At 59.2% G+C, this 24,768-nt stretch carries 16 protein-coding genes and 1 tRNA gene; 3 read left to right on the top strand and 14 right to left on the bottom strand.

All coding sequences use genetic code 11. The annotated features are described in order from the left end of the window. Positions 1-96: 96 nt before the first annotated feature. Genes bcsE through bcsG form a run of 3 tightly spaced genes read left to right on the top strand, consistent with a single transcriptional unit; the run spans position 97 to position 3,483 of the window. On the top strand, positions 97-1,632 hold the full coding sequence (bcsE, locus tag HFD92_RS17440; protein WP_167429389.1) for a cellulose biosynthesis protein BcsE: 1,536 nt from the start codon (positions 97-99) through the stop codon (positions 1,630-1,632). Further along, entirely contained in the window at positions 1,632-1,829 is a 198-nt protein-coding gene (locus HFD92_RS17435) for a cellulose biosynthesis protein BcsF (RefSeq protein WP_009088386.1), read from the top strand. The genes bcsE and HFD92_RS17435 overlap by 1 nt, the downstream gene beginning before the upstream one ends. Next, positions 1,819-3,483 (top strand): cellulose biosynthesis protein BcsG, encoded by a 1,665-nt coding sequence (gene bcsG / locus HFD92_RS17430; RefSeq protein WP_167429388.1) that lies wholly within the window; start codon positions 1,819-1,821, stop codon positions 3,481-3,483. The genes HFD92_RS17435 and bcsG overlap by 11 nt, the downstream gene beginning before the upstream one ends. Positions 3,484-3,565: 82 nt before the next feature. Here bcsG and HFD92_RS17425 read toward each other — a convergent pair whose 3' ends face one another. The 14 genes from HFD92_RS17425 to eptB all read right to left on the bottom strand — a co-directional run bounded on the left by HFD92_RS17425 (position 3,566) and on the right by eptB (position 24,676). After that, positions 3,566-4,573 carry a glycosyl hydrolase family 8 gene (locus HFD92_RS17425; protein ID WP_009088382.1) on the bottom strand — a complete coding sequence of 336 codons (1,008 nt, stop codon included), beginning with the start codon at positions 4,571-4,573 and terminating at the stop codon, positions 3,566-3,568. 8 nt (positions 4,574-4,581) lie between these two features. After that, positions 4,582-5,025: a cellulose biosynthesis protein BcsD gene (gene bcsD, locus HFD92_RS17420; RefSeq protein ID WP_167429387.1), complete on the bottom strand. Its 444-nt coding sequence runs from the start codon at positions 5,023-5,025 to the stop codon at positions 4,582-4,584. Beyond that, complete coding sequence (locus HFD92_RS17415; protein WP_167429386.1) at positions 5,025-8,828, bottom strand: cellulose biosynthesis protein BcsC; 3,804 nt, start codon at positions 8,826-8,828, stop codon at positions 5,025-5,027. The genes bcsD and HFD92_RS17415 overlap by 1 nt, the downstream gene beginning before the upstream one ends. A gap of 11 nt (positions 8,829-8,839) precedes the next feature. Then, a complete protein-coding gene (bcsB, locus tag HFD92_RS17410; protein ID WP_167429385.1) occupies positions 8,840-11,824 on the bottom strand; it encodes a cellulose biosynthesis cyclic di-GMP-binding regulatory protein BcsB in 2,985 nt (994 codons plus the stop codon). Then, complete coding sequence (bcsA, locus tag HFD92_RS17405; RefSeq protein WP_009088376.1) at positions 11,821-13,932, bottom strand: UDP-forming cellulose synthase catalytic subunit; 2,112 nt, start codon at positions 13,930-13,932, stop codon at positions 11,821-11,823. The genes bcsB and bcsA overlap by 4 nt, the downstream gene beginning before the upstream one ends. A gap of 52 nt (positions 13,933-13,984) precedes the next feature. Then, positions 13,985-14,788 (bottom strand): cellulose biosynthesis protein BcsQ, encoded by an 804-nt coding sequence (gene bcsQ, locus HFD92_RS17400; protein WP_009088374.1) that lies wholly within the window; start codon positions 14,786-14,788, stop codon positions 13,985-13,987. Next, complete coding sequence (bcsO, locus tag HFD92_RS17395) at positions 14,779-15,393, bottom strand: cellulose biosynthesis protein BcsO (RefSeq protein ID WP_167429384.1); 615 nt, start codon at positions 15,391-15,393, stop codon at positions 14,779-14,781. The genes bcsQ and bcsO overlap by 10 nt, the downstream gene beginning before the upstream one ends. A 453-nt stretch (positions 15,394-15,846) precedes the next feature. Further along, positions 15,847-16,869: a dipeptide ABC transporter ATP-binding subunit DppF gene (gene dppF / locus HFD92_RS17390; protein WP_046100930.1), complete on the bottom strand. Its 1,023-nt coding sequence runs from the start codon at positions 16,867-16,869 to the stop codon at positions 15,847-15,849. Beyond that, positions 16,859-17,845 carry a dipeptide ABC transporter ATP-binding protein gene (dppD, locus tag HFD92_RS17385; RefSeq protein ID WP_009088368.1) on the bottom strand — a complete coding sequence of 329 codons (987 nt, stop codon included), beginning with the start codon at positions 17,843-17,845 and terminating at the stop codon, positions 16,859-16,861. The genes dppF and dppD overlap by 11 nt, the downstream gene beginning before the upstream one ends. 12 nt (positions 17,846-17,857) lie before the next feature. After that, entirely contained in the window at positions 17,858-18,760 is a 903-nt protein-coding gene (gene dppC, locus HFD92_RS17380; RefSeq protein WP_009088366.1) for a dipeptide ABC transporter permease DppC, read from the bottom strand. Between the two features lie 9 nt (positions 18,761-18,769). Continuing rightward, entirely contained in the window at positions 18,770-19,789 is a 1,020-nt protein-coding gene (gene dppB, locus HFD92_RS17375; protein WP_009088364.1) for a dipeptide ABC transporter permease DppB, read from the bottom strand. Positions 19,790-19,960: 171 nt separating this feature from the next. Next, positions 19,961-21,571, bottom strand: coding sequence for a dipeptide ABC transporter periplasmic-binding protein DppA (gene dppA, locus HFD92_RS17370; RefSeq protein ID WP_058957158.1), 1,611 nt, complete (start codon positions 21,569-21,571; stop codon positions 19,961-19,963). A gap of 1,212 nt (positions 21,572-22,783) precedes the next feature. Continuing rightward, positions 22,784-22,860, bottom strand: a tRNA-Pro gene (locus HFD92_RS17365). 124 nt (positions 22,861-22,984) lie between these two features. Then, a complete protein-coding gene (eptB, locus tag HFD92_RS17360) occupies positions 22,985-24,676 on the bottom strand; it encodes a kdo(2)-lipid A phosphoethanolamine 7''-transferase (RefSeq protein WP_009088360.1) in 1,692 nt (563 codons plus the stop codon). Between the last annotated feature and the right edge of the window lie 92 nt (positions 24,677-24,768).

Genomic DNA, 24,768 nt, shown 5'->3' with positions numbered 1-24,768 from the left:
CGTAATTGGCCTGTCGCAGTAATTTTTAATTCGTCAGGTTACAACCTGTGCTGACTATAATAAACTAGCCTGGGCTGGAACAATATCGAATTCATTATGAAAAATTCTTTTTCACTGGGGCTGCGACAGGTTCAGCCTGAAGTCATAACGTTGCAAAATCCCGGTTTTTATTGGGTCACCTGCGCACGTCAGCAGGATATGCGTGCCTTTATTCGACAGGTTATTTCCCAGCAGCATGCCGCCACGCTCATCAGCGCCGGGCTGCCGCCCCGCGAGCTGCTGACGCCCGACCTGACGGGCGGCCCCGGCCGTATCCCGCTCTTTTCTCTGCCGGCAAATAAAAAAAGTCTGCTGCAACTGGAAAGGGATTTATCCCGCACGCTCAGTCATAAAAGTGGGCTGGTGATCTTCAGCAGCAGTACGGCGCAATGGGATAAATTAAACGAAGCGGAGTTGCGTGACTGGATAACACGCATGCGCAGAATGTTGCGCAAACGAAATATTACACTTCTCATCGTCACCACCGGTATTACTCTTTTTAATCAGACCAGCTCGCTTCAGCGTTATTATCGTCAGATAGATGGACTGGCTTATTTAACCGTTGAGCAGGATAGCTGGCTGTATCAAATAAGCTGGTGGTATACCGGCGAAAGACTGTTTGCCGATCGCACGCTTCGTCTGGGCTATGAAGATGCGCATTTCTTTGCGTTAAAAGAAACGCAGGAACCGCTGAGCCTGAATGACGAGCAACACTATCTGGCCGATAAAAGCGTGCTTGAAGGCGCGCCGCCGCTTTCCCGCCAGTGGCAGCTGTTTGATGATAATCAGCAGGTCTGGTTACAGGCGCAGCAGGCCCATGCGGCCACCGTGATCTTCAGCCTGAATCACAGTGAACAGATCGGTGAACTGGCAAAAATGGTGCACAGCCTGCGCCGCGCGCGCGGCAACGGGCTGAAAATTGTGGTGCGTGAGATGGGCGTCAGCCTGCGTTACAGCGATGAGCGCCTGCTGCAGGCCTGCGGCGTGAACACCATTGTGCCTACCACGGCGGCGATGTCGCGCTTTCTCACCATGCTTGAAGGGATTCAGGGGCAGCGGTTCAGTCGTCGCGTGCCCGCCAGCCTGGATGCGCTGATCGCCTCCCTGCAGCCGCTGCATGAAAAGGGCTATCTGCGCCTGGATGCGTTCTGTGAGGCGGTCAGCCAGTTAATCAGCAACACCCTGCTGCCGGAAAATGACAAAGGCCTGCTGGTCGCCCTGCGCCCGGTGCCGCAGCTCACCCCTCAGCAGGTTCTGACACTCTGTAAACCGCGCCGCTTTGGCGATCTGGTCACGGTGCTGGAGGATCGGGTGATTCTGTTCCTCTCCTCCTGCCGCTACAACGACCTGGATAAAGCGCTGAAATTTATCTTTTCACTGCCGCACGATGAGCTGTTTGCCAACCGGATTATCTGGTTTGAGGACAACCAGATCCTCGCCGAGATCGGCAACATTAAAAAAATGACGCCGATGGCGCTGCAGGTGCTGACGCCGGTTTCCGATTCGGTGCGCCCCGCGGAGACCCCGCCAGTGGCCGCGCCGGAGCGCCCGGTTCCGCAGCCCATTACATTACTGCCGGAGAGAGAGTCCTGATGAACCTGATGGATTGGGTGCAGATTGCGCTGCTGCTGCTGTTCATTCTGCTGATCGCCAGACCCGTGTGGCAGCAGTGGCTGCCGCGCCGCTGGAACGGTCTGCTGAATCGCCTGTTACCTGCACGTGCGCTGAAGTCTGAGGGGCACTGGCAGCGTCAATCTTCAAAAACGGATGCCAACATTAATGAAAAATGATCAACCCGCTGCGGCCCACGCTTCCCGTTTGTGGTCCTGCTGGCGCGGCCTGGGCGGCTGGAATTTCTACTTCTTAGTGAAGTTTGCCCTGCTGTGGTACGGCTATCTTAATTTTCACGCCCTGAGCAATCTGGTGTTTCTCGCCTGGCTCCTCTTCCCGCTGCCGTCGCTGCGCCTGCATCGCCTCCGTCACTGGATCTCCCTCCCCATCGGGATCGGGCTGTTCTGGCATGACACCTGGCTGCCCGGGCTCAGCAGCCTGCTCAGCCAGGGCGACCAGCTGGCGGGCTTCTCTGCCGCTTACCTGCTCGATCTGGCTGACCGCTTTATTAACTGGCAGATGTTAGGTGCGCTATTTGTGCTGCTGGTGATCTACCTGTTTGTTTCGCCCTGGATCCGCATCACCGTGCTGGTGTCGCTGATGATGATCTGGCTCAACGTGCTGACTATCGCCGGCCCGGCGATGTCGCTGCTGCCCACGCGCGCCGCCACGCCGCAGGTGGTTCTGAACCAGACGCCAGCCGCCGCCAGCCAGCCCGCGGCGGCAGCGGAGGGGCTCGATCAGTCGGCTGCCCCCACCAGCGCCAGCCTGACCGCCTGGCTCAGCCGCTTTTATGAGAGTGAACGCAAGCGCGTCACCCACTTCCCTGACAGCCTGCCAGCCGATTCGCAGCCGTTCGACATACTGGTGATCAATATCTGTTCGCTCGCCTGGTCTGATATGGATGCATCCCAGCTGCGGAATCACCCGCTGTGGCAGCACTTCGACATCATGCTGACCAACTTCAACTCGGCCACCAGCTACAGCGGCCCGGCGGGGATTCGCCTGCTGCGCGCCAGCTGCGGTCAGACCTCGCACAGTGACCTCTATAAGCCCACCGATTCACGCTGCTATCTGTTCGATAATCTGGCGAAACTGGGCTTTAAAGAGCAGCTGATGATGGATCATACCGGTGTGTTCGGTAACTATCTCAAGGAGTTACGCGAGTCAGGCGATATTCAGGCTCCGCTGATGTCCCAGGCGGGCATTGCGCCGGAACTGACCTCGTTCGACGGCTCGCCGGTGCTTAACGATGCCCAGGTGATGCAGCGCTGGCTGGATGACCGCAGCAAGAGCAGCGATGCCCGCAGCGCCACCTTCTACAATCTGATCCCGCTGCACGACGGCACGCGCGACCTGGGCAGCACGAAAACGGCCCCGTGGAAGCCGCGCGCTCAGCTGCTGTTTGACCAGATCGACGCCTTCCTGACGCAGCTGGAGAAATCGGGCCGCCGGGTGATGGTTCTGGTGGTGCCGGAGCATGGTGCCGCGCTGCAGGGCGATAAAATGCAGATGTCCGGCCTGCGCGATATCCCCAGCCCCGACATCACGCACGTGCCGGTGGGAATTAAGTTTGTCGGCATGAAGGCACCGCATCAGGGACAGCCCCTGAATATTGATGCACCAACCAGCCTGCTGGCTGTCTCAGAGCTTGTCTCGCGCGTGGTCGATGGTCAGGTGTTTAATGCGCCGAATGTGAACATGTCGGTGCTGACGGACAAGCTGCCTCAGACGCCTGTCGTGTCGGAGAATGATGGTGCGGTGGTGATGATGTATCAGGGCAAACCCTGGATCCGGCTTAACGGCGGCGACTGGGTCGCCTACCCGCAGTAGCGCAGCGATGGAGGGGTTCAGGCGCGGCGACGCGCCTGAACCGGAATGAACCCGCTGCTATCCGCAACAGGGCGCTGAGCAATCAGCGCTTCTCCTGAAAAGCCTGCCAGGTCAGTAACTGCAGGCTGGCCGAAAAGTAGTTCTGATCCGCCGCCAGGGTATCGCTCAGATAGCCCGTCTCATTCAGCGTCAGGTCACGAACTGCCAGCAGACCGCCCTCAAGATGGTAAGGGGCCGGGGTATTCGCCAGCACGTCAAACCAGGCTGGCGTCAGCATCCGGCTGTAACCCTGCCAGACGCGCTGAAACGGCACCAGCGCCAGACTGTGCGGGTCATACCACCAGATGTTCAGCGGCACGCGAATGGCGTCGTAGCTGAAGCGGCTGGAATAGCCGACTGCCGGGGCAACCGATCCGTCAGCATTCAGCGCCACCCAGTCCAGCGGCAGCCCGGTTTTCCCAAAGCTCAGCTTACCCAGCAGATCGAAGCCGTCATTGATCAGCTTATCCCAGACCTGGAGATGGCTGCGCTCGCCAAACTCATGCCAGGCCTGAAACAGGAAGTAGGAGGGGTTCAGCACCACAAAGCTGCCTTTGTTAAAGCCCTGCGCCCCCGGCAACAGCACGGTGTGCCCGCCAAAATTCGCCACATCCAGCCGGATGATGGCACGCTGGATGCGGTCAGAGGCCTGCTGATAGCTCTCAGCCTGCCACTTCTGCGCGGCACGCTGCAGCGCCCAGGCGAGCAACACATCACCATCCGAGGCGTTGTTTTTGTCGGCAACCGGATTGTCACTGCCCGGCACATAGCGCCAGTAGAACAGCTCGGTCTGCGGATTACGCAGCTGGGTGCGCGTCCACTGCCACAGCCGATCAAAGGTGGCACGGTCATCGTTAGCGACCGCCAGCAGCATGCCATACCCCTGACCTTCGGTGTGACTGACATTGTTATTGGCGGTGTCGATGATCCGCCCTTCAGGGGTGACAAAACGGCTTTTAAAAGTGTCCCAGCCGCTGGCACTGGCCTGCGCGCTGCAGGCCAGCAGTAACACTGAGCAGATCCAGCCCAGCCAGAATGGCTTACGTTTCATAGTTGATCCTATTGATATCGATAGTACAGCGTACTGCCTTCACTGCGTTCAGCCGTCACCGGCACCCGGTTGCTGCCGCCCTGCTCCTGCAGCCAGCCCGAAAAAAGACCGGCCAGCACCGCACCAAACGCCGACTGCCACTCAGCCGGTGAAAGGATGTTGTCGCCTGCCGGTGTAGCGTGACAGGTAATCCGCAGCGCCGCCTCTTCCGGCTGAAGCTGCACAAACCCCCAGTTAAAGCGCGCCAGCTGCAGATTACACTCGCGTTCCAGATCCTGCACGGTGCGTGCCGCTGGCAACGGATAGCGGGTCGCCAGCGACTCCCCCATGCGGTAGAGGAAGGCTTCCGCCTCCTGCTGACCGGCGTTGGCGATCATCCCCTCAATCAACACGCTGACCAGGTCAAACCAGCCCGGCTGCCAGGGATGCGAACCGCCCGAATGCTCACTCATTACTTCTCTCCGAACAGATAGCGGACATAGAGCTGCGCGCTGCTTTCGTTGTAGTCACCAAAGGTGTCATAGCCCAGCTGGCCGCCAATCGTCACATCTTTATTGAGTTTATAGTCAGCCCCCGCGTGCAGGTTATAGCCGACGCCGTTTTTACTGCCACCCGAATAGTACGCCTCTTTCACGCTGCCACCGGCGGCAAGCGCCTCCAGCTGCGACTGCAGCCGGGCATCGGCCGGGAAGTACGCACTCTTATCCTGGCTGTAGCTCTGATAACCGGCGGAACCGCCGATGTTCACTTTCAGATCGTTAAACCGGCGTGAGAACTCCACCGGGAAAGAGACCGCCGCGTAGTTCTGCGGGCTGAAGTAGCCGCCCTGCCCGTAGCTGAAATAGCTGAGGTTTTTCGAGAAGTCCATCCACGACAGGCTCATCCCCACTTTCAGCTCGCGATCGTCGCTGTGGAACGGACGAACATAAGCGCCTGCCGTCGCCTGCAGACTGTTGTTGCTGGCAACATTTTCGCCCAGATAGCTGTAAGCGCCTGCCCCGGCGTAGAAGCCCGCATCGCCATTGTCATAGCTTAACAGGGCGTTAGCCCCATTCTTCGTGACGCGGCCCCAGCGTTTGCCGCTGCTCTTATCCTCTGCGCCCACGTATGAGAGCAGGCTGTCGGTAATGGCGCGGCGCTCGCCGGTCAGGATCAGCGTCAGGAAGTCGGTCAGCTTCGGTGACCACTGAACGCCGCCCACCAGGGTACTGAGATCCTGCCCCAGCGGCGTACTGCCGAGATCGACCTTGTAACGGTCGCCCTTCAGCGCCAGATTCAGCTCCACGCCCGACGCCGTTTGCGAATCGGTGGTGGCGTTCGGCAGATCATTGACCGTGGCACCGCCTGCGGCGACCACATTGCCCTGGCTCAGCGCATTGGTGCCGAAACGACGCCACGCATCGGCCGCGCCGCTGCCCGCCGTGAGCGAGACCGGCGTGGCGGTAAAGTCAAAGCGCGCCTTTTCAAACGGCACGGTAGAGAACGTCAGCGGCGCTTTGGCTTCGGTGAGTTTGCTCAGGCCTGACTCGCCATCACGCCCGCGCACCTGCACCATACCCTGACTCCAGGTGCCGGTTTTCTCCTGCAGCGAATCCATCATGGTGTCGATCTCGTGCAGCGTCTGCGCCTGTCGGGACGCGGTTTCGCTGCCCGCTGCCGGTTCGCCCTGTGCCGTCACCCCGGCAGGCGCTGCCTGCCACGGCAGCACGGTGCCGTAGCTGGACGCGGTGCGTCCTACCGGCGAAGTGTGGCGATTGATAAAGGGGTTATCCGCCAGCGCCAGCCCGCCTATCGTCGGCACGCTGCCAGGCTGCGCGCCCTGCAGGCCGATCAGCTGACCACGCGCGGAACGCAGATAGCCCATCGCCTGCGTATGGTCGCCATTGGCTTCCGCGACGCGCGCCAGCAGCAGCAGGCGATCGGCCGACGGCGCGGTGCGGTTAAGGCCGCGACTCAGCGCACTGGCGCGCTGCACATCGTTCTGCGCCAGTGCCACGTTGATGGCCCCGACGCGGGCATCCTGAGTCGGGGTATCCTGGGTCATCAGGTAGTCATACACCACACCGGCATCCCGGTTCATCTTACCGTCCTGGTAAAGACGGGCCATCGCGAACATCAGGTCGCGGTTCTGAGGATCCTGCTGCAGGGCACCAATCAGCTTGTCATAGGCCACCGCATACTGCCGCTGCTGCCGCAGGCGATCCACTTCATTAATCAGATAGCCGTTGCGAATGCCGGCCAGCTGGGTCGGGGTACTGCGCGCCTGCAGCTCAGGGTTGCTGAGGAAGCGCTGTGCCTCACTGCCGAGGCCCGCCTGATTCAGCACCGCCATCTGCGCTGCATAGTCGCCCGCATTCCCCTGCACGCCGCGCTGCAGGTTCGCCCGCACCAGCGAGACGGCGCTGGGGAGATCGCCCGCCTGCGCCAGCTTCTGCGCCAGGTTACCGGCATCAACCGGATTCGCGGGCGGATTGACCGTGAGCGCTTTCAGGGTATTGGCAGCGGCGGCCGTGGCCCCCTGCGCCAGATAGCGATCGGCGGTGCTCATCTGCAGGTTGAAATTGACCCGCTGCGCCAGTTCACGCATCGCTGCGGTCTGTGCGCTGGCGGGAATGCGTGACAGTAAGGTGCTGGCCTGCTGCCAGCCGCCGCTTTCGCTGGCGTTGAGTGCGCCAGCATACAGCTCGCTGCTGCTGGCACCGCTGCGCATGACCGGCTGCATCACGTTAGCGGCCAGCAGCGTATCCCCCTGCTGGCGGTAGAGCCGGGCCAGATCGAGCCGCAGCCACCCCTCCGTGGGATAGCGCTGAATAGCCTGTTGCAGCGTCGCCATCGCCGCGGCGCTGTTACCGGCGGCCAGCTGACGCTTCGCCTGCTGGCGCAGCGCATCGGCTTCATTCGCCCGCGGTGCGACGCTCTGGCGTACGCTCTCCGGCAGGGAGCCCAGCAGGCTGCCAGCTTCAGCCGTACGATTCTGCTGGCGCAGCACGTAAAACAGCCCCTCTTTGGCGCTGCGGTTATCCGCATCGCTTTGCAGGATTTCGCGGTAGATCTGCTCTGCCTGGACGGGCTGATTCGTGCGGCGCAGCACGTCGGCGCGGAACAGCCTGGCGGCCAGCCCTTTTTCGCCCTGCGCCTGCATCAGTGGTTCGCTTAATGTCAGCGCCTGTGCGCTGTCGCCGTTTTTCAGCGCCTGCTGCGCACTGGCCAGCTGCGCATAGAAGCGGGCATCGTCGGCCTGCTGCTGACGCGACGCACTCTGATCGCCGCCAAGCTGCGCCGCCCGCTGCAGATAATCGGCCGCTTCCTGATAACGTCCGTCACGCTGGGCCACGTAGCCCATGCCCGCCAGCGCATCCGCATCCTGAGGATTGGCACCCAGCACTTTTTCAAAGCTGGCCTGCGCCCCGCCGACATCCCCGCTGTTGAGCGCGCTGAAGCCCGCCCCTTTTTCTGCGCCACCCACATTCTTACGGTAGTAGTCCATGACCGCTGTGTCCTGCGGATGACGCTGCTGCCAGGTCTGATAACGCGCCGCATCGGCGGGCTGCGGGCCGAGCCACAGCAGCGCCTGACGCAGTGAACGGTCAGCATCCTGATTGCCGCTCGCCAGCGCGCTCAGCACTTCAATGCCTTCACGGCGGGTCGACTCCTGATAAGTCAGCGCTTTCCCCAGCGCCAGCTGCGCACCCGTGTCCTGCGGATGCTGCGCCGCAAACTGCCGCAGCGCCTCGACCGCCTGCGGCAGCAGCGTACGGTCGCCGGCCATGGTGAGATAATATTCCGCCGCCACGCTGGCGGGCGGCTCATTGCCGCTGAAGGTGTTGCGCCAGGTCTGTAACGCCGCCGGTATATTGCCGCTGCGCGCCTGCTGACGCGCCAGCGAAAGCTGCGCCTGCGGAATGGTCTGCATCTGGCGCGCATTATCCAGCTCGCTCAGATGGGGATCGCCAGGGGCAACCTGACTCAGGCGGGCGCGATACTGCGCCGCCGCCGCCGTGTCGCCGCCCTGCTGGGAATAGAGCGCCAGCAGGTAGAGCGCCTGGGTGTTGCCGGGTTCCACCATCAGCACCTTCTGCAGCGAAGCCTTCGCCAGATCGTCATGCGCCTTCTGGTGCCAGTAAGAAGCCTGGTCGAACAGCGCCTGCAACGCCGGGTTACTGCTTTCCGCCGCCAGCAGCGGCGAAGAGAAGATCAGCGTGCTGCCCAGCAGCAGCGCATGGCGGATTCCGGCACTTATCAGAGTCGTTTTCATTCTTTTTATCCTTACTTCCTGCCGGAATCACGGTCCTGCTTTGGATGCAGACGCCGCCAGGCATGGCGCTTCAGCATCGCCCAGGCCGCACTGCCCACCAGCGCAGAGACCAGCAGCGCCGCCAGTGCCAGCAGCACCGAGTGCTGGTTGGCGTACCACACCACCATCATGTACCAGGGCATCTCGCCGCTGGGGAACTGTGCGCCGACGCGGAAACTGCGAATGCCGTTTTCATCGGTAATGATCGCGGTATCGCCGCGCACGGCGGCGTTGATCTGCGCCGAACTTAAATCGTTGTGCAGTCGCAGCAGCTGGTCGTCGCTGGTTGCGACCGTCATCACCACCAGTCGATCGGGGTTCCACGGCGAGCGATAGCTGAGGAAGCCGCGCCACGCCTCGTTGGAGGAGAAGTAGCGATCGGCATCCAGCTGCTGCCGACTCCAGTCGCCGGTCAGCCAGCCGCGTAATTGTTCCAGCGTATCCGGCTCTTTCACGCCAAAGGTGTTGCCGCTGGCGTCGTACGGTGACGCCGCCAGCATCGCCTGATTAAAGGCGCTGTTGCCGGTGGTGCTGACCGCCAGCAGATCGCTCTGCTGTAAACGTGCCAGATGGGTGCCACCTGCGGGCAGACCAAACATGACCTGATTCTGCGTCAGCGCCACGCCGGTAGCATTCCCGGCGCGCGCCGCCAGATCCAGCAGCGTCGACAGCTCGGCGTTGCTGGGGGTTTCCGGCAGCAGCAGCGTGGTCTGACCGAAGTCGGCCAGACGCGAGAACGGGAATGAGGCCCCGACAAAGTAAGAGAGGTTCGGCAGCATACTGAAGTGGCGGGTATGGCTCAGATCGATCCACGAGTCCTCTTCAATCCGGCTCTTGATGTTGTTATTCAGCAGCACGCCGCAGGGCGCGTCCGCGCGCGGTTTGATATTGAAGTAGAGCGCCAGCTGGTTATCGCCGTAGATCAGATAGGGTTCGAGATTAAGCCGATACTGCTCCTGCCGCGCATCCCCGCCTAAACGGTGCCAGGCATTCTCCAGCAGACCGACTTTGTTCACCGTCAGGTTGCGCAGGAAGGTGCCGTTAAGCATGACGTTAAGGAACGAATTCTCCTCATCAATCCAGGTTTCCGACGGGAAGCGATAGTGAAGATTGACCGGCACCGTGTCGCCATCCCACAGGAAAAGGTCAGGCGCGGCGCGGAAGTTCACGCGCAGGGCGTCGTGCCAGATACCGCTGCTGGTCAGGCTCTGATCTTTACGCAGCAGTTCGCTCAGCCGTACCGGGCGGTCCGTGTTAATCCAGCGCGGAGCATCGTAAGGCTTACGGCTGTCAGGGAGCGGCGAAGAGACCGGCAGCTGGCTCTCATCGGTCGCCAGGGGCTGCGTCAGCCGGTTTGCCGCCTGACGCAGCTGATCCGCGTTGTTGCCACTGACCAGCAGCAGTTTGTAGACCGGATTGATGGGGTTATCCACCAGCTGCAGCATCGGGCCGTTGCTGGCCGGGAAGGTCAGCGTGCCGATGCGCTCTCCGGGATGACCAAACAGGATGCCGTTGTTCTCCGGCAGCTCACCGCGCACCACCGGGAAACGAATCCCGCGATAATCACTCTGGATGCCGAGCCAGGATGCCACCAGCGCCGCCGCACTCACCGCATCGGGAGAGAGGTTGCTGGCGAAGCCGATGGTCACGGTGGCGGCGGTCATCCGCTGAGGATCGAGGAACGGTCGCGGGAAATTGCGCAGGCGGGTGCCGATATTCAGCTGCTGCCCCTCAAGGTGCAGGGAGGTCTGCGGCAGGATGGTGACCTGATACTGCTGTGCGCTCTCTTTCTCACACAGCAACTTGTCCGCATCGTTGATTTTAAAACTCAGGTTGTTTTCAGAGACCACCATCGCCGCCGGAATCTCCAGCTCATAGTCGCTGACATCGCTGTCGGTCGCGCCCAGCGGCAGTGTGCCGAGCGGCTGACCGTTCAGCATCAGCTGCAGCGACGTATTCCGCGCTGCCAGTGCGGCTGAGACGCGCAGCGACAGATTGAGCCGCGCATTGGTAATCACCTCATCGCTGGGCAGGGTAAAGGTAATGCCTGACTGCAACTGGCCGCCGGTCAGCGTGATGCCGCGCGTCTGGCCCATCTGCGCCACGGAGAGGGTGCTGCTGATCGGCTGATTGATCGCCGCCATGACCGGTAACGGCGCGTCTGCCGCCGGTGCTGTCGCCTGGCCTGGCGCATAGGGCAGCGCGCTGGCGGCCGCTTCCAGCGCCGGGTCCGCACTGCTCAGCCCCTGCGGCAACGGCACCGCTGACAGCGCACTGCTGTCCTGCGTGACGGCTCCGCTGTGCGCCGTCGGGGTCGCAGCATCGCCCGTCGCGGCAGGATTCTGCTGAGCGGCTGTCGCCTCAGCAGAGGGAACGGCTGCGGCTGGCGCTGATCCTGACGTGTCACCGGGTGAGGCGGATGGTGGTGTCGCGGAGGGAACCGCTCCGCTGGCCGGGGCCGCACTGTTCACCGGTGCGGCAGAGGGCGCATCGCTGGCGGATGGCTGGGCCGCGCCGGTCGCTGGTGCCACAGAGGGCGCGGCTGATGGCGTTTCGCTGGCCGGAACCTGCGCGGAATCGGTTCCCGGCGCGGCAGACGCTGCGCTGTTCCCGGCTGCCGCAGCTGGCGCGGCTGACGGCGTTTCGCTGACCGGAGCCTGCGCGGAATCGGTTCCCGGCGTGGCAGACGCTGCGCTGTTCCCGGCTGCCGCAGCTGGCGCGGCTGACGGCGTCTCGCTGGCCGGAGCCTGTGCGGAATCGGTTCCCGGCGTGGCAGACGGCGTAGCGTCTGTGACAGACGGCGTGACCGGAGCCGCCCCGGGCGGCGTCGGGGCTGAACTGTTTACCGGCGCCGCGCCGCTGTTGTCCGCCGCCGCTGGCGTTTCCGCACCGGCAGGCGTCAGCCACAATGCCGCCGTCAGTGAACTGGCCAGCAATGTCTGCGTCAGGATCTTCATGCCGCGCCATCCTCTTTCGCCGCCGCGGCAACCGGGTCGACATTTTTACGTTTATCGTGGCGGCCCTTCCAGGTCAGCCAGAACAGCTCAAACACGGTACGGATAATGGTGCCCAGCGAGATCAATGGGTTGTCCTGTTTATACTCCGGCTGAATCCACGCATCGGCACGCGCCAGCACCACGCGCACCAGCTCGCGACGGCGCGCCAGCGGCATCGCTTCAAAGCGCAGACGAATGCTCTCCGCATCGCCGGAAATCTTCGTGACCGGAAGCGTAATCGCGCCTGACTTCAGCAGCAGATCGATCTCTTCGATTTCATCAGACTCGTGACGCCCGTCGGGCGCGTCGAGTTGCGCGCCCCCCATGGAGAGGTTACTGGTCAGCGTGCGCGATGAAATGCCGCTGGCGTAGTGAATAATCGTCGGGATCTGCACCTCAATACGGATGGTTTTGCGCACCTGTTTGGTTTCGCGCGCCACGGCAATTGCGGCCATCAGAATGATCAGGCTGAAAATCGCCCAGCCGACGTTCAGGGCAATCACGTAGGGATCGACGCCAAAGTAGTCATGCATCACCGCCCGCACCACGCCAGCCACAATGCCGATGCTCAGCAGCAGCGCCACGATCACGTGCGGACGCACAATATGGAAGTCGAAGAAGCCCTGATCCAGCACGCCGCCTTTATCGGTCACGTTAAATTTGCCATGTTTAGGCGACAACAGGGTCAGGATGGTCGGGATCACCAGGTGGAAGCACATCACCGTCTCATAAATCTCGCCCCAGAAGGTGTAGCGGAAACGGCCATTCATGCGGGAGTTGACGTAGAGTGACATCACCAGATGCGGCAGCACGTAGGCGAAAATCAGCGACGCCGAGGAGTGAATAATGTTGAGGTTAAACAGCAGGTAAGCCAGCGGCGCGGTCAGGAAGGCGACGCGCGGCAGACCAAACTGAAAATGCAGCATGGCGTTGAGATAGCAGAGACGCTGCTGCCACTTCAGACCCCGGCCAAACAGCGGGTTATCGACGCGGAAAATCTGCGTCATGCCGCGCGCCCAGCGGGTACGCTGAATGATGTGCAGCCCCAGACGTTCTGTGGCCAGACCGGCCGCCAGCGGGATCGACAGAAAGGCCGACCCCCAGCCCAGCCGCTGCATTTTCAGGGCGGTATGCGCATCTTCCGTCACGGTTTCAACGGCAAAGCCGCCAATCTCTTCCAGCGCGGAACGGCGGATCACCGCACAGGAGCCGCAGAAGAAGGTGGCGTTCCAGTTGTCGTTGCCCTGCTGCACCGGGCCATAAAACAGCGACCCTTCGTTTGGCATGCTGCGCGCGGCGCGCAGGTTACGCTCGAAGGGATCGGGTGAGTAGAAGTAGTGCGGCGTCTGAAGCAGCGCCAGCTTTGGGTCGTTCAGAAAGGGGCCGACCGTCGCCTGCAGGAAAGTGCGGGTTGCGACGTGGTCGCAGTCGAAAATGCAGATCAGCTCACCTTTGGTGATTTTCATAGCATGGTTAAGGTTACCGGCCTTGGCGTGTCTGTTGTCGTCGCGGGTGATATAGCCCACCCCCACATCGGCCGCGAAGCGGGCAAATTCGCTGCGCTTGCCATCATCCAGCAGGTAGACCCTGAGTTTGTCGCGCGGGTAGTCAATACACTGCGCCGCCAGCACGGTGTCGCGCACCACTTCCAGGCTTTCATTGTAGGAGGGGATATAAATATCCACCGTCGGCCACAACCGGGTATCGTCCGGCATCGGAACGATGGTGCGTTTTAAAGGCCAGGTGGTTTGCAGGAAGCCGAGAATTAAAATCAGCCAGACGTAAAGCTCCGCCAGATATAAGCCAATCCCTAAGATAGCCTCGACTTCGGAATTAAAATGCAGCGTCTCTGTCGTCCGCCACCAGATATAACGGCTGGACATTAATGCCGAGAGGATCACCATCACCACGGTAATTTTGCGGCTCTTGCTGAAACCCAATAAAAACATCATGCCAATGCTGATCAGACCAAAAATATACTGTTTCTGGCTGTCCATCGGCGTAGTGATGATCACCGCCGCAACGGGTGCAAGCACCAGCAGCAGCAGGTAAAACCCGATTTTACTCATGATTCACCCTGAGAAGCGCTGTGTAAATCAGCTGTCTGGCGAAACCAGCCGGTTAAAAATGGTGAGTACGGATAGGTGCCTGAACTTCGCCATTGCCTACGGTGATATTGAGAATGCTGCTGACGCGTTTCGCGATCAGTTCAATATCAAATGCCGCGGCGGAAGCGGGGCTGAAATCGTAAACAGACTGCTGAGACGCGTTGGCTTCGCCAACACTTTCATCACGGTGAACCACGCCCAGTAAATTATCCCCCAGTCGCTGCTGCATAAAGGCCGTCACATCACGATTAATATTGCGGCGGTTATCGCACTGGTTCAGGATAAAATAGTGCCCCTGCTTATTATTAAGCGGTTTACCGATCATCCGGTTCTCTTCTATCTGCGGTAATAACGAGACCGATGCGGTATCCGCTAACATCACCACTAAATGCATATCGGCCAGCGCCGTCATGGCTTTAAGGGCCGGACCGGGGCCGGGCGGAAAATCAGCCACAATCACCAGGCCGGGATAATTGAGCACTGTGTCGAGACCGCGCTGAATAAAGTGGGGATCTTTCATCAGGTTCTCTTCGAACCGTTCGCGCTGCGGCTCTGTGACGTCGCCATAAGGCAGAACAAAAATATTGCCGCCGGTGGTGAGAATCGACTGACTCCAGTCCGCCTGCTCTTCTGAACGCGCTACAAATCCGCGGCCGTCGTGGAGCGGCACGCCAAAATGCAGACGTAATGCGTTCTGCACATCAAAATCGATGGCCAGAACTTTGCTACCGGATCGCGCCAGGCTCCAGGCCAGATTCGCCGCCAGCGTGGTTTTCCCCACGCCCCCCTTCGGCGAGCACACACAAACTAACGGCATAGCGCAATCTTCTCCAGTAACGGTTTCAGTAAGGTTTCTTTCGGCAGGCTGACTTCGCGTGAGCGGAACAGCGCGCCAAACCGTCCCGGCTCAGCATGAGGCGCAGACGGTGCCACCGCGGGCTGAAGTCCAGCCACGCTGGCGGGCCGGACCGACGCGGCGACAGGTTCCGCGACGATGGCTTTTTCTGGCGGCGGGGGTGGCGGAAATAAGGACGACGGGCCACGCTCAGACGCTGGCGTGGCCGCAGGGGCGCTGCTGCCTGCCAGGCTGTCGAGAATCGAACTGCGGGCTGCCGCCGGTTGCGCACTGAGCGCGGCGTAACGGGGCTGTGCCTCTGCCGGCGACGCAGAGAGCGTTGCGGGGCGCGGTGGCTCTGGCGGAGGTGCCGTAAACTCATCACCGCGCAGCGGCTGCGGTTGTGGCAGGTCTATTCGCTGACCGCCACCGAACGGCGTGTGATGTTCCTCCTTCGCCAGCTGACGAAGCAGTGCCCATTTACTCTGTTCCGCCGGTTCCTGCGTCTGGCCAGACATATCTTTAAAGGCGATGTCGAGCGTTTGTGTTTTTTCTTTAAAACGCTGCAAATCATCATAATTCTTCATTTGAGGTGGCCTGCCACAAGGGGGGAATTTTCCTGGAATATACCACATCCTTTTATTCGCAGTCAGGAAAACCTGATTATAAAAAAAGCATATTTAATTAACTATTTTAATCATACAGATTCGCTAATCTCCCGATGACGCCTTTAATAGCCAACCGGCACTTAAAATTAATAAATTAAACTTAAGTTAAACTGGCTATTCCTGTCTGAATAATGTTTCAGCAGAGAGGGCTCAGACATTTCCTGGTACAGCCAGCCGCACTAATATAACGATGGCACCGCTGAGGGATAATGCAGCGCTGCTGGCGAATAACAGCGACGGGCTGCGATAAGGGATAGGGAAAATAAAGCGGGGGGACTGATCGTCAGGCCATGACTCTGCCGGTTCAGGCTGAAGAGGGCTGAGCCCGTGCGATATCAGGAAACGCAGGCCCCCGACGGGGCCTGCCGATCCTTAACTGACCTTTTCTGCCACACCGACCGGCTGATTCTCATCCTGATCCACCGCAAAACAGGCAATCTCCTGTCCGCCGTAGTTTTTCAGCTTCGGTTGCAGCTGAACACAGGTGCCAAAACGACGGTGACAGCGCGCATTAAAGGCGCAGCCCGGCGGCGGATTGAGCGGGCTGGGCAGCTCGCCGGTCAGCTTAATCCGCTCACGCCGATCGTCAGGATTCAGTCGCGGTGTCGCGGAGAGCAGCGCCTGGGTGTAAGGGTGACGCGGATTACTGAAAATCGCCTCTTTGCTGCCCTTCTCAACGCAACGGCCGAGGTACATCACCATCACCTCATCGGCGATGTGCTCCACCACCGACAGATCGTGCGAGATAAAGACGTAGGAGAGCCCCATCTCCTGCTGCAGATCCATCATCAGGTTAAGCACCTGGGCGCGCACCGAGACGTCGAGGGCCGAAACCGGCTCATCGGCGATCAGGACGTCCGGATCGAGCATCAGCCCGCGCGCAATCGCAATACGCTGACGCTGTCCGCCAGAGAACATATGCGGATAGCGATCGTAGTGCTCGGTTTTCAGGCCGACTTTCGCCATCATCTCCAGCGTCTTCTCACGGCGTTCCGCTTTAGTCAGCTGAGTATTGATCACCAGCGGCTCTTCCAGAATCTGACTCACCTTTTTACGCGGGTTGAGCGAGCCATAGGGGTTCTGGAACACGATCTGGATTTTCTGACGGCGCAGCTTCTGCGCCTGGGGATCGTGTTTCAGCAGATCCTGACCGTGCCAGTAGAGCTGCCCTTCGGTCGGGGTTTCAATCATCGTCAGCAGACGGCCAAGGGTGGATTTACCACAGCCCGACTCGCCCACGACCGCCAGGGTCTTGCCCCGCTCCAGATTAAAGGAGACGCCATCCAGCGCCTTGACCAGACGCTCCTGACCAAACAGACCCTTTTTCACCGGGTAGTGCTTCTTCAGATCAATCGCCTGCAACAGGAACTGATCTCTGGTTGTTTCATGACTCATACGTTGGTCTCCCGGCATCGTCCAGCGGATAGTGACACTTGGACTGGCGTCCTGGAATGGTGCGCAATTCAGGTTCCACCTGACGACAATGATCGGTCGCATAGGGGCAGCGTGGGTTAAGCAGACAGCCCGTTGGGCGGTCATATTTGCCCGGCACCACGCCAGGCAGCGAGGCCAGACGCGCTTTATCCGCCGCAAACTCCGGCAGCGCGCGCAGCAGCGCCTGCGTGTAAGGATGACGCGGCGCTTTAAAGATATCGCTCGCTTTACCGCTCTCCACCACCTGACCGGCATACATCACGATGATGTGGTGCGCGGCTTCCGCCACTAACGCCAGGTCGTGTGTAATCAGGATCAGCGCCATGTTCTCCTGACGCTGTAACTCCAGCAGCAGTTCGATGATCTGAGCCTGAATGGTCACGTCGAGCGCCGTGGTCGGCTCATCCGCAATCAGCAGCTTAGGCCGGCAGGCGATCGCCATCGCGATCATCACACGCTGGCTCATACCCCCCGACAGCTGGTGAGGATAGACATCAAGCCGCGATGCGGGATCGGGAATTCCCACCTGGGTCAGCAGGTCGATTGCCCGCTGACGCCGGGTGCGTTTGTTGCCGCCCTGATGCACCTTGATCGCTTCCATAATCTGGAAACCCACGGTGTAGCAGGGGTTAAGGCTGGTCATCGGGTCCTGAAAGATCATCGCCACTTCTGCGCCAACCAGCTGACGGCGCTCTTTTTCGGAGATACGCTTCAGATCGCGCTGGTTAAACTCCAGCTTTTCCGCCATCACTTTGCCGGGGAAATCGATCAGCCCCATGATCGCCAGTGAACTCACCGACTTACCGGAGCCGGACTCGCCGACAATGCCGACCACCTGGCCCTGCTCAACCTGATAACTGATGCGGTCAACCGCACGAAACGGTGCTTTGTCGTCGCCGAAATGCACCGACAGTTTGTCTACATTTAATAACGCCATCTCGGTGCCTCTTTACTGCTTGAGTTTCGGGTCGAGTGCATCACGCAAACCATCGCCCATCAGGTTAAATGCCAGCACGGTGAGCAGGATGACCAATCCAGGGAAGGTCACCACCCACCAGGCACTTTGCGCATACTGCAGCACGTCGGAGAGCATGGTGCCCCACTCCGGCGTTGGCGGTTGCGCACCCATACCGAGAAAGCCCAACGCCGCCATATCCAGGATGGCGTTGGAGAAGCCTAATGACGCCTGCACGATCAGCGGCGCAAGGCAGTTAGGCAGAATATTGACGAACATCTGACGCAGCATACCGGCACCGGCCACGCCGGAGGCGGTGACATAGTCGCGGTTCACCTCCACCAGCACCGCCGCACGGGTGAGACGGATGTAGTGCGGCAGGGCGACAAAGGTCAGCGCGATAGAGGCGTTGACGATCGAGGGGCCAAAGATGGCGACCAGCACCAGCGCCAGCAGCAGACTGGGCAGCGCCAGCATGATATCAACGACACGCATGATGATGACGTCGACCAGGCCGCCAAGATAACCGGCCAGCAGGCCGAATATCACGCCGAAAATCAGCGACAGCACCACCACCAGGCAGCCCACCAGCAGCGACAGGCGCGCGCCGTACATCAGGCGCGACAGCACATCGCGGCCCACATCATCGGTGCCCAGAATAAAGTTCCAGCTGCCCCCGTCCTGCCAGACCGGCGGATGCAGCAGCGCATCGCGGAACTGCTCAGCTGGCGCATGCGGAGCCAGCACATCGGCAAAAATGGCGCACAGCAACACGATGATGATGTACACCAGGCCAATTACCGCGCCTTTGTTACGTTTAAAGTAGTGCCAGAATTCCTGAAACGGGGTCATCGGCTTGGGTGCAACGGTAACGCTGCCGGGATCAACAACAGACATGATGCCCCCTTATTTCTTGTGACGTATGCGCGGGTTCACCACGCCATACAGCAGATCAACCAGCAGGTTGACCAGGATAATCAGTACTGCCGTGAGCAGCACACCGCCCTGCACCACCGGATAATCGCGGCGCTGCAACGCTTCAATCAGCCAGCGACCCAGACCCGGCCACGAGAAGATGGTTTCGGTCAGAATCGCCCCGGCCAGCAGCGTGCCGACCTGCAGACCGATGACCGTGACCACCGGCAGCATGGCGTTGCGCAGCGCATGCACTACGATCACCCGCATCCGCGTCAGGCCTTTGGCGCGCGCCGTGCGGATGTAATCTTCACCCAGCACTTCCAGCATCGCCGAGCGCGTCATACGCACAATCACCGCCAGCGGAATGGTGCCCAGCACGATGGCCGGTAAAATCATGTGCATGACCGCGTCATGGAAGTCGCCCGGCTCACCCCAGAAGAAGGTGTCGATCAGCATAAAGCCGGTCAGCGGCATGCTGTCATCCAGGAAGACGGTGTCGCCGACCCGCCCGGAAACCGGCGTCAGGTTAAGCTGCACTGAGACCAGCATGATCAGCATGATGCCCCACCAGAAGATCGGCATGGAGTAGCCGGTCAGGGAGATGCCTACGGCGGTGTGATCGAAAATGGAGCCACGCTTCACGGCGGCCAGGACCCCAACCGGGATGCCCACCGCAACGGCAAATATCATGGCGCAGATGCCGAGTTCCAGCGTCGCTTTGAAGCGCGGAACAAACTCATCCCAGACCGGGATGCGGCTCTTGAGTGAAACGCCCAGGTCGCCATGCAGTACGCCGTTGATGTAGTTCAGGTACTGTTTCCACAGCGGCTGATCCAGACCCAGCAGCGTCATTAACTGTGCATGACGTTCAGGAGAAATCCCGCGTTCGCCCGCCATGATCAGCACCGGATCGCCGGGGATCATGTGAACAAATGCGAAAGTGAGTAATGTAATACCGATGAACGTTGGGATGACAAGGCCCAGACGTCGGAGTATGAACTGCAGCATAATCCGGGTTCTCTCTTCTCCGCGCGACCGTCGCCGCGAGGGTTGTTATTGCTTACATCTGACGATCGGGTAGGTCCGACCGCGACGCAGTCAGACTGCGCCTCTACCGTTTCCAGTAAAACAGGGAGAAAAAGCCAGGGCGACGCAGGGCCGCCCCGGAAAAGGCGACAATTATTCCTGAATGTCTACCTGAGCAAAGTAGTGTCCGCCCAGCGGATCGACTTTGTACCCGGTGACTTTCTTGCTGACCGGTTCGTATACCGTAGAGTGCGCGATCATCAGCGCCGGTGCCTGGTCATGCATCACAACCTGTGCCTGTTTGTAGTACTCGATACGCTTCGCCTGGTCGGCGGTGGCGCGCGCAGGCTGGATCTGATCCTCAAAGGATTTGTCACACCAGCGCGAGTAGTTAGAGCCATCTTTCGCGGCTGAACAGCTGAACAGGGTCGCCAGGAAGTTGTCCGGATCTCCGTTGTCACCGGTCCAGCCCATCATGACGGTCTGATGTTCACCCGCTTTGGCGCGTTTCAGGTATTCGCCCCACTCGTAGGTAACGATTTTGGCTTTCACGCCAATCTTCGCCCAGTCGCTCTGGATCATTTCCGCCATGCGGCGTGCGTTCGGGTTGTAAGGACGCTGAACCGGCATCGCCCAGAGGTCGATGGAGAAGCCGTCGGCCATGCCCGCTTCTTTCAGCAGCGCTTTGGCTTTCTCAGGATCGTAGGCGTAGTCTTTGACCGCGTCGTTGTAGCCCCACATCGTTGGCGGGATCAGGTTTTTAGCCGGCTGGCCTGCACCCTGATAAACCGCGTCGATAATGGCCTTTTTGTTGACGGCCATGGTCAGTGCCTGACGCACTTTCAGGTTATCCAGCGGTTTTTTCTCAACGTTGTAAGAGAGATAGCCGACGTTCAGGCCAGCCTGCTCATACAGGTTGATGTTTTTGTCCTGCTTCATGCGTGCGATGTCAGCCGGGTTCGGATAAGGCATGACCTGGCACTCACCCTTCTGCAGTTTGGCGTAGCGCACTGACGCATCCGGGGTGATGGAGAAGACTAAGCGGTCGATTTTTGGCTTTTCGCCCCAGTAGTTCGGGTTCGCTTTGTAGAGGATGCGCGAATCTTTCTGGTATTGCAGCAGCTGGAACGGACCGGTTCCGACCGGGTTCAGGTCGACGTTTTGCGGCGTGCCGGCTTTCAGCATGTTGTCCGCATACTCTTTGGACAGGATAGAGGCGAAGTCCATGCCGAGGTCGGCGAGGAACGGCGATTCAGGGCGGGTCAGCACAAAGCGTACGGTGTTGTCGTCCACCTTCTCGATTTTGCTGATCAGCTTCGGCATATCCATGCCTTCGAAATATTCATAGCTGCCGCCGGAGACGCCGTGATAGGCGTTGTTTTTATCCAGCTGGCGCTCAAAGGTGAACACCACATCATCCGCGTTGAAGTCACGCGTAGGTTTGAAATCTTTGGTCGTCTGCCACTTCACACCCTTGCGCAGGTGGAAGGTGTAAGTTTTGCCATCGTCGCTGACGTCCCACTTCTCTGCCAGCGCAGGATGCAGTTCGGTCGTGCCGACAGTGAACTCAACCAGTCGGTTGTAGATCTGACGTGAGCTGGCATCGTAGGTGGTGCCCGAAGTGAATAACTGCGGGTTAAAGCCTTCCGGAGAACCTTCAGAACAGTAGACCAGGGTTTTTGCCTGAACACCGGCGGCGACAGTCATAGCAATCAGGCTCAGACCGACCTTCAGCATCCCGGATTTAGCCAGGGAGTTGATCATGCTTTTGCTCCATTGTGATGTGATGTTGTGTGTATTGCCTGACCTCTGGTTTTTTTATGCGGTTCAGGCGTACCACCGAACAGGTGGTTAAATCGCGCTACGTTTTTTTTGTTTTTCCGAAGCGGGTTGGGCATTCAGAAAATTCCGTAACTGCGGCTTATTGACGCATCAATTTGTCAACAGTTGCAAAGAACGTCAATACAAGGGTTACTTATTTACACAGAGTGTGAGGAATAGCATGCAACGGTAATAAATACCGTTTCCGCACAAAAGCCATACAATGCACAGTGCTGCAGCCCCGATATCCGTGCATTGTGCTGGATGCCAGCTTTATCGCTAGTGATTCTCACCGCTAAAAAACTTAAAACTTTTACCGGCAAATGTTGAATAACTGAACGATTCACCGTGCGTTATGACGTTCAACCAGCGGAATATGCTGGTTTTGATGTATAAGAAATCAGCATGTTGCTGCTTTCGGTCATAAGAAGAACGTGTCGCGAATTATGGTGGCATCTCTGATGTGGCAAGGCCTGCGAGCAGGAAAACGGCGATAATAACGGCTGGTAAGCATCTGGCGCGGCGAATGCCTTTTTCTGGAACTTTCTGGAAGAGGACAGATAAAACGTGCAGCAGTGAAGGACGCGGTGAGCCGGTTCGCTGTGAGAGCGCGTCTGGTTAGTAGGGGAGATTGGGCTTGCTAAGGATTTATCTGCAGCGGCCTTCGTGAAACAGAATGCGACTGCAGGACGTGAAGCGAAGGGAGCATACGCCTGTAGCAAAGCATAGCGGGCCAGGGATGGCACGCGCTGAGCCCGCCAGGGATGGCGGGTTTTGCGTCTTTGCGAAAGGCGTATGCTCCCTGAAGCCGGCTCAGCGGGGTGACTGGGCAGATTCGCGAGGGAGATCGAGCCTGCTCAGGAAACCCGGTCAGATCGGAAAGTCGCTTAAACCATCCCTGGACGCTCGGCCCACGCGATTACGCACCTCATCCTGAGGTGCGCCCGTAAACGGGCCAACGCGTTGCGTTGTTCAAAAACGCTCCCGGCGTTTTTGTCCCTGGCGTGGGACGCTTTCCTCTTCTGACCGGGTTACCTGCGCATTGAGTTAATCTGCGGCTGCTGAAAACACGTATCCTGAAGCCCGCTCAAAAATCACTCTTTGCCTTTCAACAGACGAAAAAAAACCTGTCTTTTCAGACAGGTTTCTTAAATATGGTCGGCGAGAGAGGATTCGAACCTCCGACCCACTGGTCCCAAACCAGTTGCGCTACCAAGCTGCGCTACTCGCCGATGGGGGCGCATGTTACTGCTACCCCGGATTAGCGTCAACCGCTTTTTAAGCTTTTGCCGCCGATCGCCTGGAAAGCATGCGGTTACCGGAAATCAGCCGCCTGCCCTCCCCTTTCGTACACCATTACAGCGATTTAGCCTGACTTTTCGCCGGTGCCTGGCACCAGTTATTGGCCGGGTTAATGCCGCCATCTGGCGAGGTATACCCCAGACAACCCAGGATGGTATCGAACAGCTCAACGTGACGATGGGTTCGCCCCACACGCTGCTGCGCCTGCAGACGCTCAAAATTACTGCGGTTCTGGCTGTCTTCCAGATACTTATCGGACGCCCAGACCATCATCGGCACGCGGAACTGCTCAGGCGGCGCCATCTCACGCGGCGTGCCGTGCAGATGCATATTCTCGCTGATCGACTCCCCGTGGTCGGCGGCATAGAAGACAATCGCTTTCTTATCACGCAGCTGATCCAGCACGCTGTCCAGCATGCTATCCACATAAAGCACCGAGTTATCGTAAGCGTTAATCAACTGCGCTTTGCTGCAGGTCTCATCCACCCCCATACACTCCGGCTGATACTTCGCGAAGCTGCGCGGGTAACGCTGTGAATAGAGATAATGCGACCCTTTGGTATGCAGGATCACCAGATGCTTGCCCTTCGGGAAACGATCCAGCGACGCCTTCATTTCAGGCACCAGCAGCATATCATCCACGGCTTTGCCCTGATTGCGCTTCTCGGAACCGATCTGCTCACGGAAGGCAAAGTTATTGGCATTAACGTTGTCGTAGAACCAGACTTCGCTTTGCATCGCAAACAGCTCAGAGGTGAAGCCCAGCTCTTTCATCACCGCAAACACATTCTGCTCTTTCAGCGTACGGCCCGGATTATTCATCGTGCCGCCTTCGCGCACGAACATGCAGCGCAGCGACAGCTTGGTTGCGGTATCACAGGATTCACCCCGGAACGCGACCAGATTTTTCTCTTTCGACAGTTTAGGCGTGGTGTCACGCTCATAACCCAGCATACCCATGTGATCCCAGCGCGTGGTCTCACCAATCACAAACACCACATAGGTATCATCCAGCCCGGCAGGCGCGACGTAGGTAAACTTCTTCGCCGGATCCAGCAGCTCCTCGCTTTGCAGCGACTCATCCATGCGGGTCCAGGCAAACAGTCCGACCGCTGCCAGCCAGTTGGAAGGAAGATAAGAGTGCGCGACCACGCCGCCGTAGCTCGGCAGATCGATGTTCGTGATCTCTTCATTATGCTTCTGCAGCTTGTCGAAATAACGGATTGGCAGCCAGACCAGCGCCACGCAGAGCAGCATAATCAGGGTCGGTTTCAGACGCTGTCCCGGCGTACGCAGCTGCTCATTCAGCGTCATGCTCAGCCGGTTGCGCCAGATCATCAGCAACGGTAACGCACTGACCAGCACCATCCACAGAACGAAGTGGTAGCCGATCACCTCTTTAGAGAGATCGGTGTCGGTGGTCATCACCGACGCCACAATGCCGTAGCCAATCACCACGTTGAAAAACGCCATGTAATAGGCGGCGGCAACAGAAATCAGCACAATCAGCGTGGCGAGCACGCGATAAAACCACTTGCCTCCCAGCGACAGCAGGCGCATCAGGAAGAATGTCAGCAGCACGATCGCCACAACCTCAGTGACCGCCGTCAGCCAGTTCGTGACTGTAGATTGCTTCAGAAAACCGTCAAAACGACGATAGAAAATCGGTAAATTCAGCAAGATACCGAGATAGAGCGCCAGCAATAGCGATAACTTTTGCTGCGTTAGCGTTTTAATGTAATTCATGAAAAAGGGGGTTTCTCCGGTGTGAAGCGCCTGACAAATCTTTAATGTGACTGCCGAAACGCGGCAGAGTTCGCTGAATAAGCGGGCCGGAC

It is taken from the genome of Pantoea sp. EKM101V, from assembly GCF_011800325.1.
GTDB classification, from domain to species: Bacteria; Pseudomonadota; Gammaproteobacteria; order Enterobacterales; family Enterobacteriaceae; genus Pantoea; species Pantoea anthophila.
Note: the sequence above shows the minus strand (reverse complement) of the source record. Positions and strands in the feature narration are given on the sequence as shown.

Excerpts from the sequence above, each read along its gene's own strand:
- bcsE (WP_167429389.1), top strand. The coding sequence starts at position 97 with ATGAAAAATTCTTTTTCACTGGGGCTGCGACAGGTTCAGCCTGAAGTC.
- HFD92_RS17435 (WP_009088386.1), top strand. The coding sequence starts at position 1,632 with ATGAACCTGATGGATTGGGTGCAGATTGCGCTGCTGCTGCTGTTCATT.
- bcsG (WP_167429388.1), top strand. The coding sequence starts at position 1,819 with ATGAAAAATGATCAACCCGCTGCGGCCCACGCTTCCCGTTTGTGGTCC.
- HFD92_RS17425 (WP_009088382.1), bottom strand. The coding sequence starts at position 4,573 with ATGAAACGTAAGCCATTCTGGCTGGGCTGGATCTGCTCAGTGTTACTG.
- bcsD (WP_167429387.1), bottom strand. The coding sequence starts at position 5,025 with ATGAGTGAGCATTCGGGCGGTTCGCATCCCTGGCAGCCGGGCTGGTTT.
- HFD92_RS17415 (WP_167429386.1), bottom strand. The coding sequence starts at position 8,828 with ATGAAAACGACTCTGATAAGTGCCGGAATCCGCCATGCGCTGCTGCTG.
- bcsB (WP_167429385.1), bottom strand. The coding sequence starts at position 11,824 with ATGAAGATCCTGACGCAGACATTGCTGGCCAGTTCACTGACGGCGGCA.
- bcsA (WP_009088376.1), bottom strand. The coding sequence starts at position 13,932 with ATGAGTAAAATCGGGTTTTACCTGCTGCTGCTGGTGCTTGCACCCGTT.
- bcsQ (WP_009088374.1), bottom strand. The coding sequence starts at position 14,788 with ATGCCGTTAGTTTGTGTGTGCTCGCCGAAGGGGGGCGTGGGGAAAACC.
- bcsO (WP_167429384.1), bottom strand. The coding sequence starts at position 15,393 with ATGAAGAATTATGATGATTTGCAGCGTTTTAAAGAAAAAACACAAACG.
- dppF (WP_046100930.1), bottom strand. The coding sequence starts at position 16,869 with ATGAGTCATGAAACAACCAGAGATCAGTTCCTGTTGCAGGCGATTGAT.
- dppD (WP_009088368.1), bottom strand. The coding sequence starts at position 17,845 with ATGGCGTTATTAAATGTAGACAAACTGTCGGTGCATTTCGGCGACGAC.
- dppC (WP_009088366.1), bottom strand. The coding sequence starts at position 18,760 with ATGTCTGTTGTTGATCCCGGCAGCGTTACCGTTGCACCCAAGCCGATG.
- dppB (WP_009088364.1), bottom strand. The coding sequence starts at position 19,789 with ATGCTGCAGTTCATACTCCGACGTCTGGGCCTTGTCATCCCAACGTTC.
- dppA (WP_058957158.1), bottom strand. The coding sequence starts at position 21,571 with ATGATCAACTCCCTGGCTAAATCCGGGATGCTGAAGGTCGGTCTGAGC.
- eptB (WP_009088360.1), bottom strand. The coding sequence starts at position 24,676 with ATGAATTACATTAAAACGCTAACGCAGCAAAAGTTATCGCTATTGCTG.